Below are 18,444 nucleotides of genomic sequence, written 5' to 3'. Positions count from 1 at the left end.
TCGGTATAATGCAATCATTACCATAAGTAACAGGCTGTAATAGTGGGTAAACAATAATGTGTTTTTCTCATTGCAGCATGAACTGAATAATGGCGAATCGTCATTCTGCTCAAGCGGTAGATACAGTATCCACTTCACGGTCAGTTTTAGTGAACGTTGCTGCCCCAAACCGTTTTGACAATATCCAAAATGGTCGCGTGACCTAAACAAAACTTTGCAGTTGTACTGCATGCTTACATAGAGAGAGTAAACAATGAAAAGACAAGGTGGTTTCACCCTTATCGAATTGGTAGTGGTAATTGTAATCCTAGGTATTCTAGCGGTAACTGCAGCACCACGTTTCCTTAACCTGCAAGATGATGCACGTAAAGCTGCAAACCAAGGCCTTAAAGGTGCCATTGATGGTGCAGCTGGCATTACTTATGGTAAAGCTGCTGTAGAAGGTAAAGAATCTTTGACTGCAGAAGGTACGAAAGTAGAGGATATTACGATCTACCTAGGTTACCCAACGGCTGACGAAAATGGTTTGGGTAAGGCAGTACAAGGATTAGATGAAGATTGGGTTCTTATTTCAGAAACAGAGCGTACAGACGCAAAAGATCAGAAAAATGGTACTGCAGGTACAATTACTTATGCATCTGAGGATAAAGCTGCTGAGTGTGTTAAGTACTCTGAATCATACTATGATGCAGATGGTGCGCTAATTCCTGCTAAAACAGAGATATCCACTTCTTGTACTAAATAATAGTGGTTTGTTTGATTTTAAAGGGGTCATAATGGCCCCTTTCTAAGGCGTGCTTAAGTGAGAATAGTAAAGGGCTTATCCCGCATTGAACTTGTAGTCATACTAGTTTTAATAGCTATAACTGGGTATATCGTATTACCCAGTTATGTAAGTTTCGAACCAGAAACTTACGAAGCAAAATGGGAGCAAACCAAGCAAACCGCGGAGCACGTTTCTGAGACGCTAAGCAACAAAGAAACTTACGATCGAATTGAAGAAGAGATTAGTCGTTCAAAAGGGCAAAGTAACTAGATATTGGTTATTTGTTCGTCTTTTCACATTTCGAATCGAAAAATTATAAACCTATCATTAATCTCATAATTTCATCGTATACTTATCTCGCTTGTTCTAAGCCTAAGGTTGGGTTATGAAAATTCGCAGCTCTGCATTAGGGTTCACGTTAATGGAGTTAATCCTCGTGATTGTTCTCCTCACTATCCTTTCACTTTTTGCAGCCAGCCGTTTTATGGACTCTGGCAGTTTCTCTGCATATGCATTACAAGAACGTGTGATTTCTGTGATTCGCCAAGTGCAGGTTAACCGCATGCAATCGAACATTGATGAAGCAAATTTAGGTGATGATTTTCGTTTGCAAGTTTCTAGCTCATGCATTGGTTCAGTTGCTGCCTGCACACTAACAGGCAGTGCACAAGATGCTCGTAGTGACGTAGTTATTGATAAATCCACAAAGTTTTCACTGACCAATGCCGTAACTAATCCAATCGAGTTTAATTTGTTGGGTAATCCTATAAATTCTGCGAGTGGTGGGGTTTCAATCCTGATTGAAGATAAACATGGTCGAAGCCGCTGCCAAGTTGAAATTAATTCTCAAGGTTATGTTTCTAAAGGTACATGCTCATGAAGAAATCTAGTGGCATGACTTTAATAGAAATGATCATCGCGATTGTTTTGATGGGCATTGCGATGGTGGCGTTTACTTCTTTTCTTGTCCCTCAGATTCGAGATTCCGCCATCCCTCATTATCAAACCCGCGCGGCCGCATTAGGCCAAGGTTTCATGTCTCAGATATTGGCGCGAGGCTTCGATGAAAACAGCGACTTTGATGGTGGCACCGTTCGGTGTGGTGAGAATGGAGTGAGCTGCACTGACGTAAATAAATTAGGTGCGGATAAAAAACTAGACGGTTCCTTGGAAACAACGCCTAGTGATTTCAATGATGTCGATGACTATATCGGGTGTTGGAGCACATCTACAACGGCTTCTCAGTGTGATGGTATCCCTAGAGGGAATATTAGTGATGTACTTGGTGCGGACAGTACTGAGCAGTACAAAAACTTTAGATTAGAAATTAGCGTTGCCTATGATGATCTGACGGATAAAGCTCCCGATGAAATAACCGAATACAAAAAAGTAACATTAAGGATTTTTGCGGGGAACACGCAGCCCCTTACTTTAACAGCTATTAAGGGGAACTACTGATGAAAGATCGTGGTTTCACCTTAATGGAAATGATAGTTACGATTGTGGTCGGCAGCTTCATCATGTTGGGGATAGCTGGGTATGTCCAGTTAGGAATGAAAGGTTACGCTGATACTATCGATCGCCAACGAATACAAACACAGGCTCAGTTTGTTTTAGAAAAGATGACGCGTGAAATCCGCCATGCTGTACCTAATAGTTTTCATGTGCCAAAAGGAACAACTAATTGTCTAGAGTTTGTGCCGATTGAATATTCTGGTTTTTACACGTTTAAGAATAACGACTTAGAGTTTTTGCTAGGTAATGACTCAACGCTTAATCCTATTCCTGCGAATCGCAGGATGGTGATAAATCCGAGCCGATATGAAGATTTACAATCAACTTCTTCGCGAAATATAGCCATTGGTGGTTTAGCTAAAACAGGTAAGGTTTTTGTTGTTAGTGGGGGGGCAAGTACGATTACGGGATCCTCTGTTTCTAGCCGTCTTTATATTTATCAAGAGAAGTCGGAGGTTCGCTACTGTTTTGATACCAAGCGAGTTACGCGAAATGGTATTACGGTTGCGGATAGTGTCGATACGTCCGTAAGTGGTATGCGTTATCTAGAGCCAACTCTGCAACGAGGTGGTTTAGTTCATATCAATTTAGAGTTTGAGCAGGATGGTGAACGTAGTGTGTATCAACAAGATGTGCAGGTGCTCAATGTCCCATAGAAGAAACTCCAGCGGAAATGTACTAATCATCGTGTTGTTCGTCATTATTGTAATGGGATATTTGGCTTCCTCTTTAATGAAAGTGACATGGTCGAATCAAAGCGGATTAACAAGAGAGTTTTTGGGAACAAAAGCTTGGTTTGTTGCTCAGTCTGCAAATGAGTGGGCATTGACAAGGTTATATCCCATCAATGGTACGAGTGATAGCGTCGCGACAATCTGCACAAATACGGTAAGCGGTGCAATGCCTAATGTCACACAAGGGACCGGATGTAGGCTTAGCCCAATGAGTTGTGTAGATTTAGGCACTTTAAACTTAGGAACACCAGCAGCAGAGTCACTATTTAGGGTGCAAGCTACGGCCGTTTGTGGCTCGGGCTTATCGCAAGTTGAGCGCCAGCAAGAGATTTGGGTTCGGGAGTAATAACAAGAATGAAAAAACTGATTTGCTTAGCCTTGATATGTATGATGAGTACGGCGAACGTTCTCGCTAAGGTTCACGATATTACGCCAAGTTGGGACTGGGTGAGGTGGGTCCCTGAAGGTGCAAGCGATTTGTGTGATAACGGTAGTTACCAAGCTCGATTTAATTTTTTTGTTAGGCCTACAACCTACGTATGCCCGAACGGACTCACGTTGAATAACGGCGATACTATTGTGTCTGATAGTAAAATGACGATTCGTGTACGAGGTACTATTCAACTCGCTGGCAACAACCAGATCGGTAAATCTAATGCTCATATTGACCTTATTAACGAGACCAGCGATGTTATCGGAGATAACGGTGGCTATGATATTTATGGTGATATTGAGTCGCACGGTAAAATTCAACTTAAGAACCGATCGCATGTTTATGGTTCGATCTTGTCCACGCATGGGGAGGTTATTCTTTCTCAAGCGGTTATTGAAGGAAATGTTACGAGTAAAACGAGCACGATAAAAACCGAACAAAGCGACAATATCATTCGCGGTAACGTTGAAGCTGCTGGAACGGTTACGTTGAAGCAAACCCATGTCGAAGGTAGCGTGACAAGTATCGGTGGTGAGGTGAAAACTGAGCAAAGCGGGAATGAAATTCAAGGTGATATTTCTGCATCAAGCCGGGTTACATTAAATGAAACAAAAGTTACGGGTGACGTTACCAGTAAGGGCTTAGAGGTTATTTTAGAAGCCAATAACCAAGTACACGGAAATATTCTCGCTCTACATAAAGTCGATATTAAAAACTCATTGGTTTGTGGCCGGGTAGAATCAACAGGTAGCGAAGTATCGTTGACTAACTCTAAACTCGATCAAAATCGAGGTGTTTATACTCTTAGTGAAGCGATTCAGTCCCACGGGAAAGCCACAGTAAAAAGCTCGACCGTCTGTGGTTCTGTTAACTCAAAATCACATTCTTACGAGTACAATGATAGTGACATTTATTGTGGTGTAGATGATCCCAACTGTCAGCCCCCCCAGACCGGAGAGTGCCCAATAGAGGCTGTAGCCTCACTTTGTCCTGAATTAGTTCCTGTTATTCCGCCAACACAGCAATGTTCACTATTACCAGAAGAAAACTTCAATTCAGGTTCATTGTCAAACTGGTCGGTGATGGGCTTTGGTACCAGTGACGAGCCCCATATCTCTGATGGACGTTTCATCTTAAACTCAAATAAACCAGAGCAGGCAACAGCCTCTGCATATAACTATATTTTTCCGTCAGATCAGAACTATTTAGAGATTGAGTTTGATCACAATGCATATGGTGGGAATGGTGCTGACGGTGTTGCGCTGGTGATTTCTGATGCGAGTGTCCCTCCTCAAACCGGGGCATTTGGTGGTCCGCTTGGTTACGGGATGAAGCTTCTAAAGAATCACTACCCTGAAGTCTCCAAAGATGTAGAAGGCTTTGCTGGTGGTTGGCTAGGTATTGGTATTGATGAGTTTGGTAACTACATTCGTGAAGGGAGCGAGAAAATCGTTTCAAATAGTGTTGCTGATAATGTTGGGGTGCGTGGACAGGGCGTCCAAGATGCGAATGGTAAGTGGTTGAAAGGTTATCCGTATATCACTGGCAAAAAATACAGCAGCTCGTTGGATAATCGAAAAGGTAAAGAGAAACTGCATCGTTATAAAGTAGTTTTAAATTCGCGTAACACCGATACGATAACGCTGGCTGTATTTCGAAAAGTCGGAAAAAATGGCGGATGGGATCCTGTTATCGAAGAGTTTAACGTTTTGGAAAAAGGTGGTTTTAACTATATTCCAGATAACTTCCGTCTGTCGGTAACGGCATCCACAGGTATGCTTACCAATACGCATGATATTGATAACTTCCGAGTCTGTGCGGACAAGTACTCGCGATTAACAGATGGTATTCATCATTTCGAGTTTGACTACTCAGGCTCAGGCAGTACGTGTCAGGCTTCTGATGTGACACTTAGAGCTTGTATGAATGAAAGTTGTTCTGAGCAATATCCTAGAGATGCATACGATGATGGCAGCTTAACGCCTCTCTCTGTCACTTTACTTCCATCTACTGGCAATAATGTTGCCAACTGGGTTGGTGGTACAAATGTACAGTTTGAGAATGAAACTCAGCTTGAGCTGCAAGGTTCAAGAGCTGGCGATATTACTTTGGGTATCGATCAAAGTTCCGTACCACAGTTTGGCTTTGAAGGGGCACGATGTCGAATTAATGGCGGGCCACTATCTGCTAACAACTGTAATGTAACCTTCGCTTCAAATGTGCTTGCGGTGAATGTTAATGATGTAGTTGCTAGTCGCGAAACTACGGGGGAGGACTACCTATCGTTTTGTTCAACTCGAACTGAAGACGGCGGAGAATCTCGCGGTGTTAATATGTCGATTGATTATGAAGTGGCACCGATCGATAGCTCTCAACCTGTCGTGATTTCTTACAAGAAAAAAGTGAAAGATCAGGCTGTGGAATGGAGTTCAAATGTCGAGCTAACCAGAGCTAATAAATACCTGCCTAATGTTTATTTTGATGATGAAGGCAAGGCATTCTTTAAGTTGAGATACTCTGAAGCTGGAAAGGTCAAACTTAAAGCCAGTGTTGAAGGTGTTGATGACTCGGATGGATTCGGCAGCTTCGTTAGTTTTCCTTCAAAACTGAAAGTTACTGCAAAGAGTGGTGATAAGAGCGGAGAGTGCACCAACAGTGAAAATGGCTGTTCTTCGGGGTTTGTTGCTGCTGGTGAAGTTTTTGAGTTAACCATCTCGGCATTGCAAGATGATGATACGGTTGCTGAGAACTATCAAGAGAAGACTATTACGGTTAGTAATAAAGTGAAGTACCCGTCTAATGGTTCATTAGCCAAACTTCTAAATGAGAAGCTACCAGAATCAAGTAAATGGTCTCGTGGTAGTGTGACGTTTGATCAATCGGTTTCAGAAGTCGGTGTTTTCGAGCTTATTGCTGAGGCACCAGTTGCTAAAGATGAAAATGGCGATGATATTGGCAAATCTCTATATCTTGGTAGTAATGCATTTAAAATAGCCGATGGTAAGTTAACCATTGGGCGCTTCTATCCGGATTACTTTAAAGTCACCGGGACAGAGTGGACCTACCCTGATAATCAGAATCAATCTGTATATATGGGACAGAATTTTGAATCGGTTAAGTTTGAAGTCACAGCATATAACGCTAACGGTTACACAACTCAAAATTATGGTGGTTTTGCCAATTCTTTAAAAGCAGATTTGTATTTGGCTGGTGGTTACTCAGATAGACTTAGCATTTTGGATTCCGATTTGACTAGTGATAACTGGTCGGGAGCTGTGTGGAGCAAAACTTGGGATAACTCAGTTTATTGGCGTAAAGATTTATCTTTGCCGAGTCCCGATGGTCCATTTAATTCAAAACTACCGGCAGACAAGGATAGTTCCATCGAAACGTCTATTTCGCTTTCACTTAATAATAATGGAACTAAAGTATCTGGCTATGTTGATCCTACGATGTTCTTAAAAGAAGGGCAAAATAGCACTGAAGATAGAATGGTTTCGCAACAGCTACTATCGCAACCTGATGTCAGGTTTGGTCGCATAGCTCTGGATGATGTGGGAGTGAATCAGGGTAAATCTGTTAATATCCCCCTTAGAGTGGAGTATTGGAGAGATACCCGATTCGTTTTAAACAGTAAGGATAACGGGACAACAGTGTCCCCAACTCTAAAAAGCCAGGAGCCAGTTTGGCCTGATGATGGCTCCGACTGCGACATTTTACTTGAAGGCGTCAGAACGACGGTTAACGATGGTGCCATGCGTGAACTTATTGCTAAGCAAGAGCGCGCAGACTGTGGACGTCAACAAGCTGAAGTTTGGCTTAATCTCGACCCTAGTGGTAACAACCTCCCTTGGCTCAAATACGACTGGGACAATGATGGCTCCGAAGAAAACCCATCCTCCGTCGTCACCTTTGGTATTCATCGAGGTAACGATCGCGTGATTTACCGTGGTGAGCCAGGGTTAACCGGACAGTAACAACTTAGGTTTTTGCCCTTAAGTTAGGAAACTGCAAGAAATTGAGGCTTTCTGCTCATGTTTGTGTACCAATACCTTGCTGTGACAGCGAGGCATTGGTACATTTAGAGCAATTTTTGTCTTCTATATTTTTGCAGGATGAGCGAAGAGTATGTTTAAGAAACTTCGTGGCATGTTTTCTAACGATCTATCTATCGATTTAGGTACAGCCAACACTCTAATTTACGTAAAAGGGCAAGGAATTGTCCTTGATGAACCTTCTGTAGTTGCTATTCGTCAAGATCGTGTAGGTTCTGCAAAAAGCGTTGCTGCAGTCGGTCACGCAGCAAAACAGATGCTTGGTCGTACACCTGGCAACATTTCCGCTATCCGCCCAATGAAAGACGGCGTAATCGCTGACTTCTACGTAACCGAAAAAATGCTTCAGCACTTTATCAAGCAAGTGCATGACAACAGCATCCTAAAGCCAAGCCCACGTGTTCTTGTTTGTGTTCCTTGTGGTTCTACCCAAGTTGAGCGTCGCGCAATTCGTGAATCAGCACTTGGTGCTGGTGCCCGTGAAGTTTACCTAATCGACGAGCCAATGGCGGCGGCAATTGGTGCTGGTTTACGCGTATCTGAGCCGACAGGTTCAATGGTGGTCGATATCGGTGGAGGTACAACTGAAGTTGCCGTTATCTCTCTAAACGGTGTGGTTTACTCATCGTCTGTACGTATCGGTGGTGACCGCTTTGATGAAGCTGTGATCAACTACGTACGTCGTAATTACGGCAGCTTGATTGGTGAAGCAACGGCTGAAAAGATCAAACACGAAATCGGTTCTGCTTACCCAGGTGATGAAGTTCAAGAGATTGAAGTTCGCGGTCGTAACCTTGCAGAGGGTGTGCCACGAAGCTTTAGCTTGAACTCAAACGAGATCCTAGAAGCGCTTCAAGAGCCGCTATCTGGCATAGTATCAGCAGTCATGGTTGCACTAGAACAGTGTCCACCAGAGCTTGCTTCAGACATTTCTGAAAACGGTATGGTACTAACCGGTGGTGGTGCACTACTTAAAGACCTAGACCGTCTACTAATGGAAGAAACTGGTATTCCTGTGGTTATCGCGGAAGATCCACTAACGTGTGTTGCGCGTGGTGGCGGTAAAGCTCTAGAAATGATCGACATGCACGGTGGCGATCTGTTCTCTGAAGAATAAAGGTTTAGGTGAAGCTCATGTCGGGCTTCACCTTCATTTCTGCTCTCTCTGTAATTCAAACATGCTCCATACCTAAAAGTATTTAGTTAAGTATTTTTAGGTTGCCAAGTAAGGCTCAATAATCATGGAAGCAATCAGGTCAAAAACAAGATGAAACCGATTTTCGGCAGAGGTCCGTCTCTGCAATTACGTCTGTTTTTTGCTGTCATCGTGTCGGCGAGCTTAATGCTGGCCGATAGTCGTCTAGATACGTTTTCCAACGTTCGATACCTACTAAACAGTATGGTTGCACCGATTCAGTACGCAGCGAATTTGCCTCGTAGTATGTTCGATGGCGTATTTGAACGTTTTAATTCTCATCAGGCATTGGTTGAAGGCAATCGCAGCTTAAAGCGAGAAGTGCTACGCCTGAAAAGCGAGCTTATCTTGCTCGACCAATATAAAGAAGAAAACCAACGCTTACGTAAGTTGTTAGGATCTTCATTTGTCCGTGATGAAAAGAAAGTCGTGACAGAAGTAATGGCGGTGGATACTTCACCTTATCGTCATCAAGTGGTGATCGATAAAGGCCGTATTGATGGTGTTTACGTTGGTCAGCCTGTTATCAACGAGAAAGGCATCGTCGGTCAGGTTACGTTTGTCGCAGCGCACAACGCACGTGTTCTGCTGCTAACGGACGCGAAAAATGCAATTCCTGTCCAGGTGATCCGCAATGATATCCGAGTGATCGCATCGGGCAATGGTGAAATGGATGAAATCCAACTGGAGCACATTCCAACCAGCACAGATATTCAGGTTGGTGATTTATTGGTGACATCCGGTTTAGGTGGCATTTACCCTGAGGGATATCCAGTCGCGACGGTTACCAATGTGGATCACGATACGCGTCAAGAGTTCGCCTCAATCAAGGCTGAGCCGGTTGTGGAGTTTGATCGCTTACGCTACCTACTGCTGATTTGGCCGAATGAAGACCGTCAACACAAAGTACTGCGGTCCAATGTAGATGAAGGGTTAGAGCAAGAACAAGAGGTAACCGATGGCCAATAATGTATTGAGTAGCCGAATGGTGATTGGCGTCAGTTTCTTCGTTGCGCTGGTACTGCAAACCATTCCATGGCCAGGTGTGTTAGATGTGTTACGCCCTTCATGGTTGTTCCTTGTTACGTGTTATTGGGTGTTGGCACTACCGCACCGAGTGAACGTCGGAACTGCGCTAGTGTTGGGCTTATTGTGGGATATCTTGATCGGCTCAACGCTTGGAATTCGTGGCATGATGATGTCGATCGTTATCTACCTCGTGGCGCTGAATTTCCTGTTGATTCGCAACATGGCTTTGTGGCAACAGTCGATTTTAATTGCCTTTTTTACTGCGTTATTGGAAGTTTTGATATTCTGTGGGGAATATTTGAACCAGGACGTAGTATTTAATCCATTATCTCTGTGGACGGCGGCAATAAACTGTATACTTTGGCCATGGATGTTTTTATTAATGCGACGAGTTCGTCGTGCATGGCACGTAAGGTAAAGCGGTGAAGAAAAGCTTATCTCTCGTTCTCGCATCGGGTTCTCCGAGAAGAAAAGAGCTGCTTGCTCAACTGGGTTATGATTTTGAGATCGTATTGCCTGATATTGAGGAAGCCAAACAGGCTCATGAGCAAGCACGAGATTACGTGTTGCGTCTTTCTTTGGAAAAAGCTCAGGCAGGCTTAGCGTTGGCTAAGCCTGATTCCGTTGTATTGGGCTCTGATACGGTCGTAGTATGCGATGACCGTGTGCTAGAAAAACCAAAAAGTTTTGAAGATTCAAAGCGTATGCTTACTGACTTATCGGGTCGTCGTCATCAAGTGATGACTGCGGTGAGCGTTGTATCATCGGAACAACAACATTCAGTGGTCGTTACCACTGACGTGTGGTTCAAACCACTGACTCACGAAGAAATCGAACAATATTGGCAGTCAGGAGAGCCATGCGATAAAGCTGGAAGTTATGGTATTCAGGGACTCGGAGGACGATTTGTCACCCGAATCGAAGGCAGTTATCACGCTGTAGTAGGCTTACCTTTGTTCGAAACCGATCAGCTAATTCAAGAATTTTTATAATTGTTTTGAGGTGTGCACATGAGTGCAGAATTGCTGCTTAACGTGACCCCGAGTGAAACTCGTGTGGCCATGATTGAAGGTGGAGTACTACAAGAAATACATATCGAGCGCGAATCGCGTCGCGGTATTGTGGGCAATATATACAAAGGCAAAGTAAGCCGAGTGTTACCAGGTATGCAGGCGGCTTTCGTCGACATTGGTTTAGATAAAGCAGCGTTTTTACATGCGTCAGATATTGTTCCTCATACCGAATGTGTGGCAGAAAACGAAAAACAGCAGTTTCAAGTCCGTGATATCTCTGAACTGGTACGCCAGGGACAAGACATTGTTGTGCAAGTGGTCAAAGATCCGCTCGGCACGAAAGGTGCGCGTTTAACGACGGATATCACCTTACCTTCGCGTTATCTTGTTTTTATGCCGGGGGCCAGTCATGTCGGTGTTTCGCAGCGTATTGAAAGTGAGAAAGAGCGCGAGCGTTTGAAAAAGGTGGTGAACCATTACTGCGATGAGCACGGTGGTTTTATCATTCGTACCGCGGCAGAAGGCGCTGATGAAAAAGAGCTATCTCAAGATGCGGCATTTCTAAAGCGTTTGTGGTTAAAAGTCATGGAGCGTCGCTCAAAATACAAAACGCGTTCAACACTTTACGGTGAACTCGGCTTAGCTCAACGCATTCTGCGTGACTTTGTTGGCACAGAGCTCGATAAGATCATGGTCGACTCCCGCCTTGAATATGAAAACCTGAAAGAATTCACTTCTGAGTATGTACCGGAGTTAACAGATAAGCTTGAGCTTTACGAAGGTGACAAGCCAATCTTTGACATGTACGACACTGAAAACGAAATTCAGCGTTCTTTAGAGCGCAAGGTCGAGCTAAAATCGGGCGGCTATTTGATCATCGATCAAACCGAAGCCATGACCACCATCGATATCAACACGGGTGCATTTGTTGGTCGTCGTAATCTCGAAGAGACTATCTTCAATACCAATATAGAGGCAACGCAAGCTATTGCGCGTCAGCTACGTTTACGTAACCTTGGCGGTATCATCATTATTGATTTTATCGATATGGCATCCGAAGAGCATCGTCAGCGAGTACTTACCTCACTGGAAACGGCGCTGGCGAAAGACCGAGTAAAAACCAACATCAACGGCTTTACCCAGCTTGGCTTAGTTGAAATGACGCGTAAGCGCACACGAGAAAGTATTGAACATATCTTGTGTTCTGGCTGTCCTACTTGTGAAGGCCGTGGCAGCGTGAAAACGGTCGAAACCGTATGCTTTGAGATATTACGCGAGATTACTCGTGTGAACCGTGCTTACGACGCCGATAATTTTGTCGTGTACGCATCGCCGTTTGTTGCTGAAGCGCTATTGGGCGATGAGTCTCATGCGCTGGCTGAGCTCGAAGTATTTATTGGCAAGCAAGTGCGAGTTCAGGCTGAACCCCTGTACATTCAGGAACAGTTTGACGTCGTAATGATGTAATTTGGAACATTTGTGAATTCTGGTGTTAACCGTTTTGGGCGTTTTTGTGCGTGGAGTTTAGTTACTGTATTGGTGTTATTAGCCATATTAGTAACCACGCTTCGCGTCACACTGCCGCAACTTAACCATTTCCAAGATGAGATCAAAACCTGGGTCAAACAAGGCACAGGTTTTGACGTTTCTATTGCCAATGTCGCAGGGACGTGGCGCAATAATCATCCCTCAATTGCGTTACTGGGTTTAGAGGCAAATCTACCAAACGTGCAAGATGCACGCTTCGCTGTTGAAGAAGTCCAAATTGAGTTCGACCTTATTCAATCTCTTTTTCAACTTAAACCTGTAGTTGCAGACCTTACCATTCATAACCTCGCTTTAGACATTCACACGGTAGACATTCTGCCGACTTCTCATCGTCAAGATCCGAAGCCTGAAGTGGATAAGAGCGAAGTGAAACTCATTGACCAACTCGACTCACTTCTTTTACGTCAGTTCGAAGACTTCACTATTAGCGATTCACGGATTTGGTATAAGTCGGTGTCTGGTGAAACTCGCCGTTTAGATATTGAGCAGCTTCGTTGGAGCAATCAAGGGAAACGTCACGTAGCCGAAGGCACGGTTAGCATTGCCGATGTTCGCCTGAACTCATTGTTAGTAAGCGCTAACTTTAAAGATCATGGCTCGTTGCGCGATGTATCTGGTGAGTTTTACGTGAGTGCTCAAGATGTCTCGGTCACACCTTGGCTGACCACTTACATGCAAGAAGAGTCAGGAGCAGAGTCGGGTAAAGTCAGCTTAAATACTTGGCTAACGCTCAAACATAGCCAACCGCATGATGCTTATGTTGAATTGCTGCCTTCCGAGTTGGTGTGGAATGAAGATGGACATCATGAGCTGTTTATTGAGTCTGGAATTTTCAATCTTCGACCAGATAAACAAGGCTGGAAAGTAAATGGTCACTCACTTCAGATCAGAACCGATAATACCCCTTGGCCAGAGCTAGACGTCGCGTTTGATTGGCAACCAAACGGCTGGATGCTTAATCTCTCTCAACTCGACATAGAAGCACTCATTCCGCTCATCAAGCTGGCTCCAGAGTCAGAGTCGACCAGTGACCTTATTAACAAACTAGCACCGAAAGGTCGGGTCGAAGATGTCCGATTGTCAATGAACGGTGGTTTAGACACCTTACGCTACTCGGCTGAACTGGATGAACTCGCGATGACACAATGGGAGCTCCTACCCGGGTTTCATCACGTACAGGGCAGCGTATCGGGGGATGTGAATCAAGCTAAAGCAAAAGTCACCGTCATTGATGATGTCTTTCCGTACGGCGATGTATTCCAAGCTCCGCTGAATATCAAACAAGGTGAAGTCGATATTATCTGGCAGCAAGATGATGCGGGTTGGCGTTTGTGGGCGGATAAAGTGACGGCAGCAACGCCTGATCTTCAAGTCTTGGGGGCATTCCGTCTTGATTTTCCAAAAGAACAAAGCCCATTTTTATCGTTCTATGCCGAAGCGGATCTCTACAACGCGGGTGAGACATGGCGCTATCTACCGACTCTGGCACTTGGACAAGACTTGACCGACTATCTTTCGACCGCGATTCAGGGCGGTAAAGTGAACACAGCGAAATTGTTGTGGTATGGCGAGTTAGGTGATTTTCCTTACAAAGAACATAATGGCATGTTCCAAGCTTGGGTTGGATTAAAAGACGCGAAATTTAGCTTTGATACGGCATGGCCAACCATCACGGATTTGCAGCTAGACTTGCTGTTTGAAAATGATGCCATGTATTTGGATTCAAAATCAGCCACACTAAATGGCGTTCATGCCAAGCGTATCACTGGGCGAATCCCTGAGTTGGCAGAAGGTGGACACATCGAGATTGAAGCGAAAGCAAGCGCGCCGGGTAATGAAGTCCGTGACTACATGATGGCGACGCCATTAGTGGATTCAGTCGGTGCCGCATTGACAGCGCTGCAAGTGAGTGGGCCCGTTTACTCTGAGTTTCAACTCAACATACCGTTTGATTTTGAGAAAGACTCTCGCGCTTGGGGTTATGCCGATTTAACAGAAAATCGTGTTGATATTGAAGCGCCGCCAATGACGCTTGAAAACGCCACAGGACGTATCACCTTCGACAATGATGTGGTTACCACATCGGGTTTGTCGGCCGAATTATTACAACAGCCTATCTCTCTTGATTTCCATGGAGAGAGTGCGGAGCAAGGCTACAACGTGACAATTAATACACTAGGAGATTGGGATGTCGAGCCGCTCAAACCCTATGTCGGTGAGCGTTGGTTAAACCTTGTTTCTGGCCATGCGCCGTGGCAAATGGATATTGACTTGCAACTCAATGATGTTGGTTTCACTTATCAGCTTGAAGTGCTGGCGCAGCTAAATCGTCTGGCTAGTCAATATCCTTATCCTTTAGCGAAAAAAATTGGTGAGTCTGGGCAAGCGAAACTGCAAGCATCCGGCAACCAAGAGAGTATTTCAGCACGACTACAGATCCCAAATGTGAAGTATCAAACTGAGATAGATATCGCTGGCGATGTCCCGGTTCTGACTGCGACTCATTTAATGGTTGGCAAAGGTGGCTTCCGGATTAGTCCTATTGTCGGGTACGATGCTTCGGTGCGTGTCGAAGAACTGAATTTAGACCAATGGGCGGAGCTTGCGCAGGTCTCTGAGAGCAAGCCTTCATCGTCTGTTTTGGCAAGCATGAAAACGCCGACCATTCCATTGCCGACACGCATTGAAGTTGAAACGCCAAACTTACAGCTCGGTGGGATTGAGTTTCATGATGTGGATTTTTCAGCAAGCAAGAAAAATTTGAGTTGGCAACTCGATGTGGACAGTCAAGAGGTTAAAGGGAAAGCTAACTATCTGAAACCCTATGATCTATCGGTCTCTCTAGAGCACTTGCATCTGTACATCCCAGGGTTTGAAGAGATGACCAAAGAGCGCAGTTCAATCTTTGCGAGTGAAGATCAAAACGCACCTTTGATTACCAATTTTGACCGCAAGTTTCACGCAGAGATGCCAAACTTAACTTTGAACATCGATGATTTTTGGCTGCAAGGTTACAAAGTGGGCAAAGTTAATGTTGATTTGCAGCGTCGCGAGAACCGCTTGGAGTGGAAAAATATCACCTTTAGTAGCGGCAAAAACCGCATTGATATGAGTGGTTGGTGGGACCTGACGAAAGAGAGTAGTCATTCCAACTTAACCATGAAAATGAAAGGTGATAACAACACCGATCTTATGGAGCGCTTTGGTATTACATCAGGCATTCAACAAGCACCATTTGAGATCAATGCCAATATGGAATGGGACGGCGCACCTTGGTCAATGAAGACACAAACCTTGCAAGGAAACGTCTCAACGGAATTTGGTAAAGGCGTGATTAGTGAAGTTAGTGGTGCGGCACGCTTGTTAGGCTTGTTTAGCTTGGATTCTATCATCCGTAAGATGCAGCTCGACTTTACCGACGTATTCGATAAAGGCATGGCATTCAACTCGATCACGGGAACGGGCAAAATCCAAGACGGTGTGTTTATCACCAATGATATCGTAATGGATGCGTTAGCAGGGGAAATGCAAATCCGCGGCATCGCTAATATGAACAGCAGAATGGTTGATGCGGAAGTGAAATTCACACCAGACATCACATCAGGCCTACCAATGCTGACCGCGTTTGCCGTTGCGCCTCAAACTGCTTTGTATGTCTTGGCCATCTCTACGGTGATATCTCCGGTGGTTGAGGTCTTCACTCAAGTCAATTATGAAGTGAAAGGCCCACTAGATTCACCAACGGTGAAAGAAATTTCGCGAAGTAAAGGTGAATACAAGCTGCCAGAAAAACTGCGTGAACAGGCCAAATAACTCACCGAATATAATGGAATAGGGAGGAAACACATGGAGCGTGTTGGCATTATTCAAATGACTTCGGGTCCGGATATTAACGCGAATTTGGACTTCATTGAAAAACAGTGTGCTTTAGCGAGCAAGCAAGGTGCCAAACTTGTTCTTACTCCTGAAAATACAGTGCTATTTTCCAGTCGCGAAGCTTATCATCAACATGCAGAGCCACTTGGCAGTGGCATGATTCAACAGCGGCTCTGTGAAATCGCTAGAAAGAACCAGTTAACGCTAATTGTCGGAAGCATGCCCATTCAAACCGCAAAAGGTGTCACCACCACAACACTTGTATTTCCGCCGCACGGTAAATGCATTGCTCACTATGACAAACTGCATATGTTTGATGTCGACGTAGCCGATGGTTATGGTAGTTATCGTGAGTCGGATACGTTTATGGCGGGTAATCAAATAGTCGTTGCGGAAACTGATATCGGCAGTGTTGGATTGAGTATTTGTTATGATTTACGTTTCCCAGAACTTTATAAAGTATTGCGTCAAGAAGGGGCGGATATCATTGTGGTGCCCGCTGCGTTTACCGCTGTGACGGGGCAAGCTCACTGGGAAGTATTATTGCGAGCTAGAGCGATTGAGACACAATGTTGGATTTTGGCAAGCGGACAAACTGGAATGCATCCATGTGGACGAAAAACATGGGGACACTCAATGGTCGTTGACCCTTGGGGACGTATCCATAAACAGCTTCAGGATGAAGTAGGCTTATTGGTGACAGAGATAGATTTGTCACAAAGCCAACAAGTAAGGCAGAATATGCCGCTGACTCAACACAGTCGCTTTCAAAATGAATTGAGACGGAAATAAAAGAGCTAACTATGAGCACAAACCAAATAGAACAGGCACTCCTTGCCCCAAATGGTCTGACAGAACAAGACATTGCTGACACGCTTGCCAGCATTGCGACGCGCCAGATCGATTATGCGGACATTTACTTTCAGTCCAGCTGGCATGAGTCTCTGGTTCTAGAAGATAGCATCATCAAAGATGGCTCTTTTAACATTGATTGTGGTGTTGGTGTCCGTGCAGTAACTGGCGAGAAAACAGGCTTTGCCTACTCTGATCAAATCCAGCCTGAAGGCCTGAAGCAGAGTGCAATGGCGGCGCGCGGTATTGCTCAGCAAGGGCAAAATGGCAAAGTCCAAGCGTTTAAACGCACCGAAAACCAAGCGTACTACGCCGCTGTGAATCCACTAGCTGAATGGGAAAAGCAGCAAAAAACAGAATTGCTCAAATCTCTAGATGCTTACATCCGCACTAAAGAACCATTGATTAAAGAAGTCTCGATCAGCATCAGCGGTGTGCATGAGCAGATGCTTGTTGCGGCAACAGACGGTACTTATGCAGGCGATATTCGTCCTTTGGTGCGTTTGTCTATTAGCGTGCTCGCACAAAAAGGCGAACGACGTGAACGCGGTAGTGCTGGTGGCGGCGGCCGTTTCGGTTACGATTTCTTTTTAACGGAAAGCAATGGTGTGAAACAAGCTTTTCATTACGCAGACGAAGCGATTCGCATGGCGTTAATCAACCTTGAAGCAGAAGCCGCACCAGCTGGCATGATGCCAGTGGTATTGGGTTCTGGCTGGCCTGGCGTGTTGCTACACGAAGCGGTAGGTCATGGCCTAGAAGGTGACTTTAACCGGAAGGAATCTTCGGTTTTCTCTGGCAAAATGGGTCAACAAGTGACGTCTTCGTTGTGTACCATCGTCGATGATGGCACGTTAAAAGACCTTCGTGGTTCACTGAATGTGGATGATGAAGGGGTAAACGGTCAGTACAACACGCTTATCGAGAATGGTGTGCTGAAAGGCTATATGCAAGACAAGCTAAACGCGCGGCTAATGGGTGTAAATCCAACGGGTAACGGTCGTCGTGAATCGTATGCACACTTGCCAATGCCTCGTATGACCAACACTTACATGCTTCCAGGTGAACATACGCCAGAAGAAATTATCTCGACGGTCGAGAAAGGGTTGTATGCGCCAAACTTTGGTGGCGGCCAGGTGGACATTACTTCGGGTAAGTTTGTGTTCTCTGCATCGGAAGCGTACTTGATTGAAAACGGTAAAATTACGCGCCCTGTTAAAGGTGCGACGTTGATTGGCTCAGGTATCGAAGCAATGCAGCAAGTGTCTATGGTCGGTAACGACCTAAGTATCGACAAGGGCGTTGGCGTATGTGGTAAAGCAGGTCAAAGTGTGCCAGTTGGTGTTGGTCAGCCGACCTTGAAGCTGGACTCACTGACAGTGGGTGGCACGGAGTAACTCAGTCGAATCGTTATAAAAAGAGCGCTCA

Annotated in this window: 15 protein-coding genes; all 15 read left to right on the top strand. The window is 44.9% G+C overall.

What is annotated here, in order from left to right; all coding sequences use genetic code 11:
* Positions 1–253: 253 nt before the first annotated feature.
* Positions 254–745: a type II secretion system protein gene (locus KJB35_RS24380; RefSeq protein ID WP_213908223.1), complete on the top strand. Its 492-nt coding sequence runs from the start codon at positions 254–256 to the stop codon at positions 743–745.
* Between the two features lie 57 nt (positions 746–802).
* A complete protein-coding gene (locus KJB35_RS24375; RefSeq protein ID WP_213908222.1) occupies positions 803–1,036 on the top strand; it encodes a Tfp pilus assembly protein FimT/FimU in 234 nt (77 codons plus the stop codon).
* A gap of 115 nt (positions 1,037–1,151) precedes the next feature.
* Entirely contained in the window at positions 1,152–1,646 is a 495-nt protein-coding gene (locus KJB35_RS24370; RefSeq protein WP_238843023.1) for a type II secretion system protein, read from the top strand.
* Positions 1,643–2,224 carry a type II secretion system protein gene (locus KJB35_RS24365; protein ID WP_025767603.1) on the top strand — a complete coding sequence of 194 codons (582 nt, stop codon included), beginning with the start codon at positions 1,643–1,645 and terminating at the stop codon, positions 2,222–2,224. The genes KJB35_RS24370 and KJB35_RS24365 overlap by 4 nt, the downstream gene beginning before the upstream one ends.
* On the top strand, positions 2,224–2,937 hold the full coding sequence (locus KJB35_RS24360) for a PilW family protein (protein WP_080525247.1): 714 nt from the start codon (positions 2,224–2,226) through the stop codon (positions 2,935–2,937). Before KJB35_RS24365 ends, KJB35_RS24360 begins: the two co-directional genes overlap by 1 nt.
* Positions 2,927–3,361 (top strand): MSHA biogenesis protein MshP, encoded by a 435-nt coding sequence (locus tag KJB35_RS24355; RefSeq protein WP_186584633.1) that lies wholly within the window; start codon positions 2,927–2,929, stop codon positions 3,359–3,361. Before KJB35_RS24360 ends, KJB35_RS24355 begins: the two co-directional genes overlap by 11 nt.
* Before the next feature lie 8 nt (positions 3,362–3,369).
* Complete coding sequence (locus tag KJB35_RS24350; protein WP_213908220.1) at positions 3,370–7,425, top strand: DUF6701 domain-containing protein; 4,056 nt, start codon at positions 3,370–3,372, stop codon at positions 7,423–7,425.
* A gap of 151 nt (positions 7,426–7,576) precedes the next feature.
* Entirely contained in the window at positions 7,577–8,620 is a 1,044-nt protein-coding gene (locus tag KJB35_RS24345) for a rod shape-determining protein (protein ID WP_005381144.1), read from the top strand.
* Positions 8,621–8,770: 150 nt separating this feature from the next.
* Positions 8,771–9,667: a rod shape-determining protein MreC gene (gene mreC, locus KJB35_RS24340; RefSeq protein WP_005381142.1), complete on the top strand. Its 897-nt coding sequence runs from the start codon at positions 8,771–8,773 to the stop codon at positions 9,665–9,667.
* Positions 9,657–10,145, top strand: coding sequence for a rod shape-determining protein MreD (gene mreD / locus KJB35_RS24335; protein ID WP_005381141.1), 489 nt, complete (start codon positions 9,657–9,659; stop codon positions 10,143–10,145). Before mreC ends, mreD begins: the two co-directional genes overlap by 11 nt.
* A gap of 4 nt (positions 10,146–10,149) precedes the next feature.
* Complete coding sequence (locus tag KJB35_RS24330; RefSeq protein ID WP_005381139.1) at positions 10,150–10,719, top strand: nucleoside triphosphate pyrophosphatase; 570 nt, start codon at positions 10,150–10,152, stop codon at positions 10,717–10,719.
* Between the two features lie 18 nt (positions 10,720–10,737).
* Positions 10,738–12,207: a ribonuclease G gene (gene rng / locus KJB35_RS24325; RefSeq protein ID WP_005381138.1), complete on the top strand. Its 1,470-nt coding sequence runs from the start codon at positions 10,738–10,740 to the stop codon at positions 12,205–12,207.
* A gap of 12 nt (positions 12,208–12,219) precedes the next feature.
* A complete protein-coding gene (locus KJB35_RS24320; RefSeq protein WP_213908219.1) occupies positions 12,220–16,101 on the top strand; it encodes a YhdP family protein in 3,882 nt (1,293 codons plus the stop codon).
* A 33-nt stretch (positions 16,102–16,134) separates the two neighbouring features.
* The gene (locus KJB35_RS24315; protein ID WP_136977044.1) at positions 16,135–16,956 is read left to right on the top strand and encodes a carbon-nitrogen hydrolase family protein; all 822 of its coding nucleotides are present in this window, start codon (positions 16,135–16,137) and stop codon (positions 16,954–16,956) included.
* An 11-nt stretch (positions 16,957–16,967) separates the two neighbouring features.
* Positions 16,968–18,413 carry a metalloprotease TldD gene (gene tldD / locus KJB35_RS24310; protein WP_005381134.1) on the top strand — a complete coding sequence of 482 codons (1,446 nt, stop codon included), beginning with the start codon at positions 16,968–16,970 and terminating at the stop codon, positions 18,411–18,413.
* The last annotated feature ends 31 nt before the right edge of the window (positions 18,414–18,444 follow it).

The organism is Vibrio sp. D431a, from assembly GCF_030248655.1.
Lineage (GTDB): Bacteria > Pseudomonadota > Gammaproteobacteria > Enterobacterales > Vibrionaceae > Vibrio > Vibrio alginolyticus.
The sequence above is the reverse complement of the archived record's forward strand: the minus strand, read 5'-3'. Positions and strand labels throughout refer to the sequence as shown.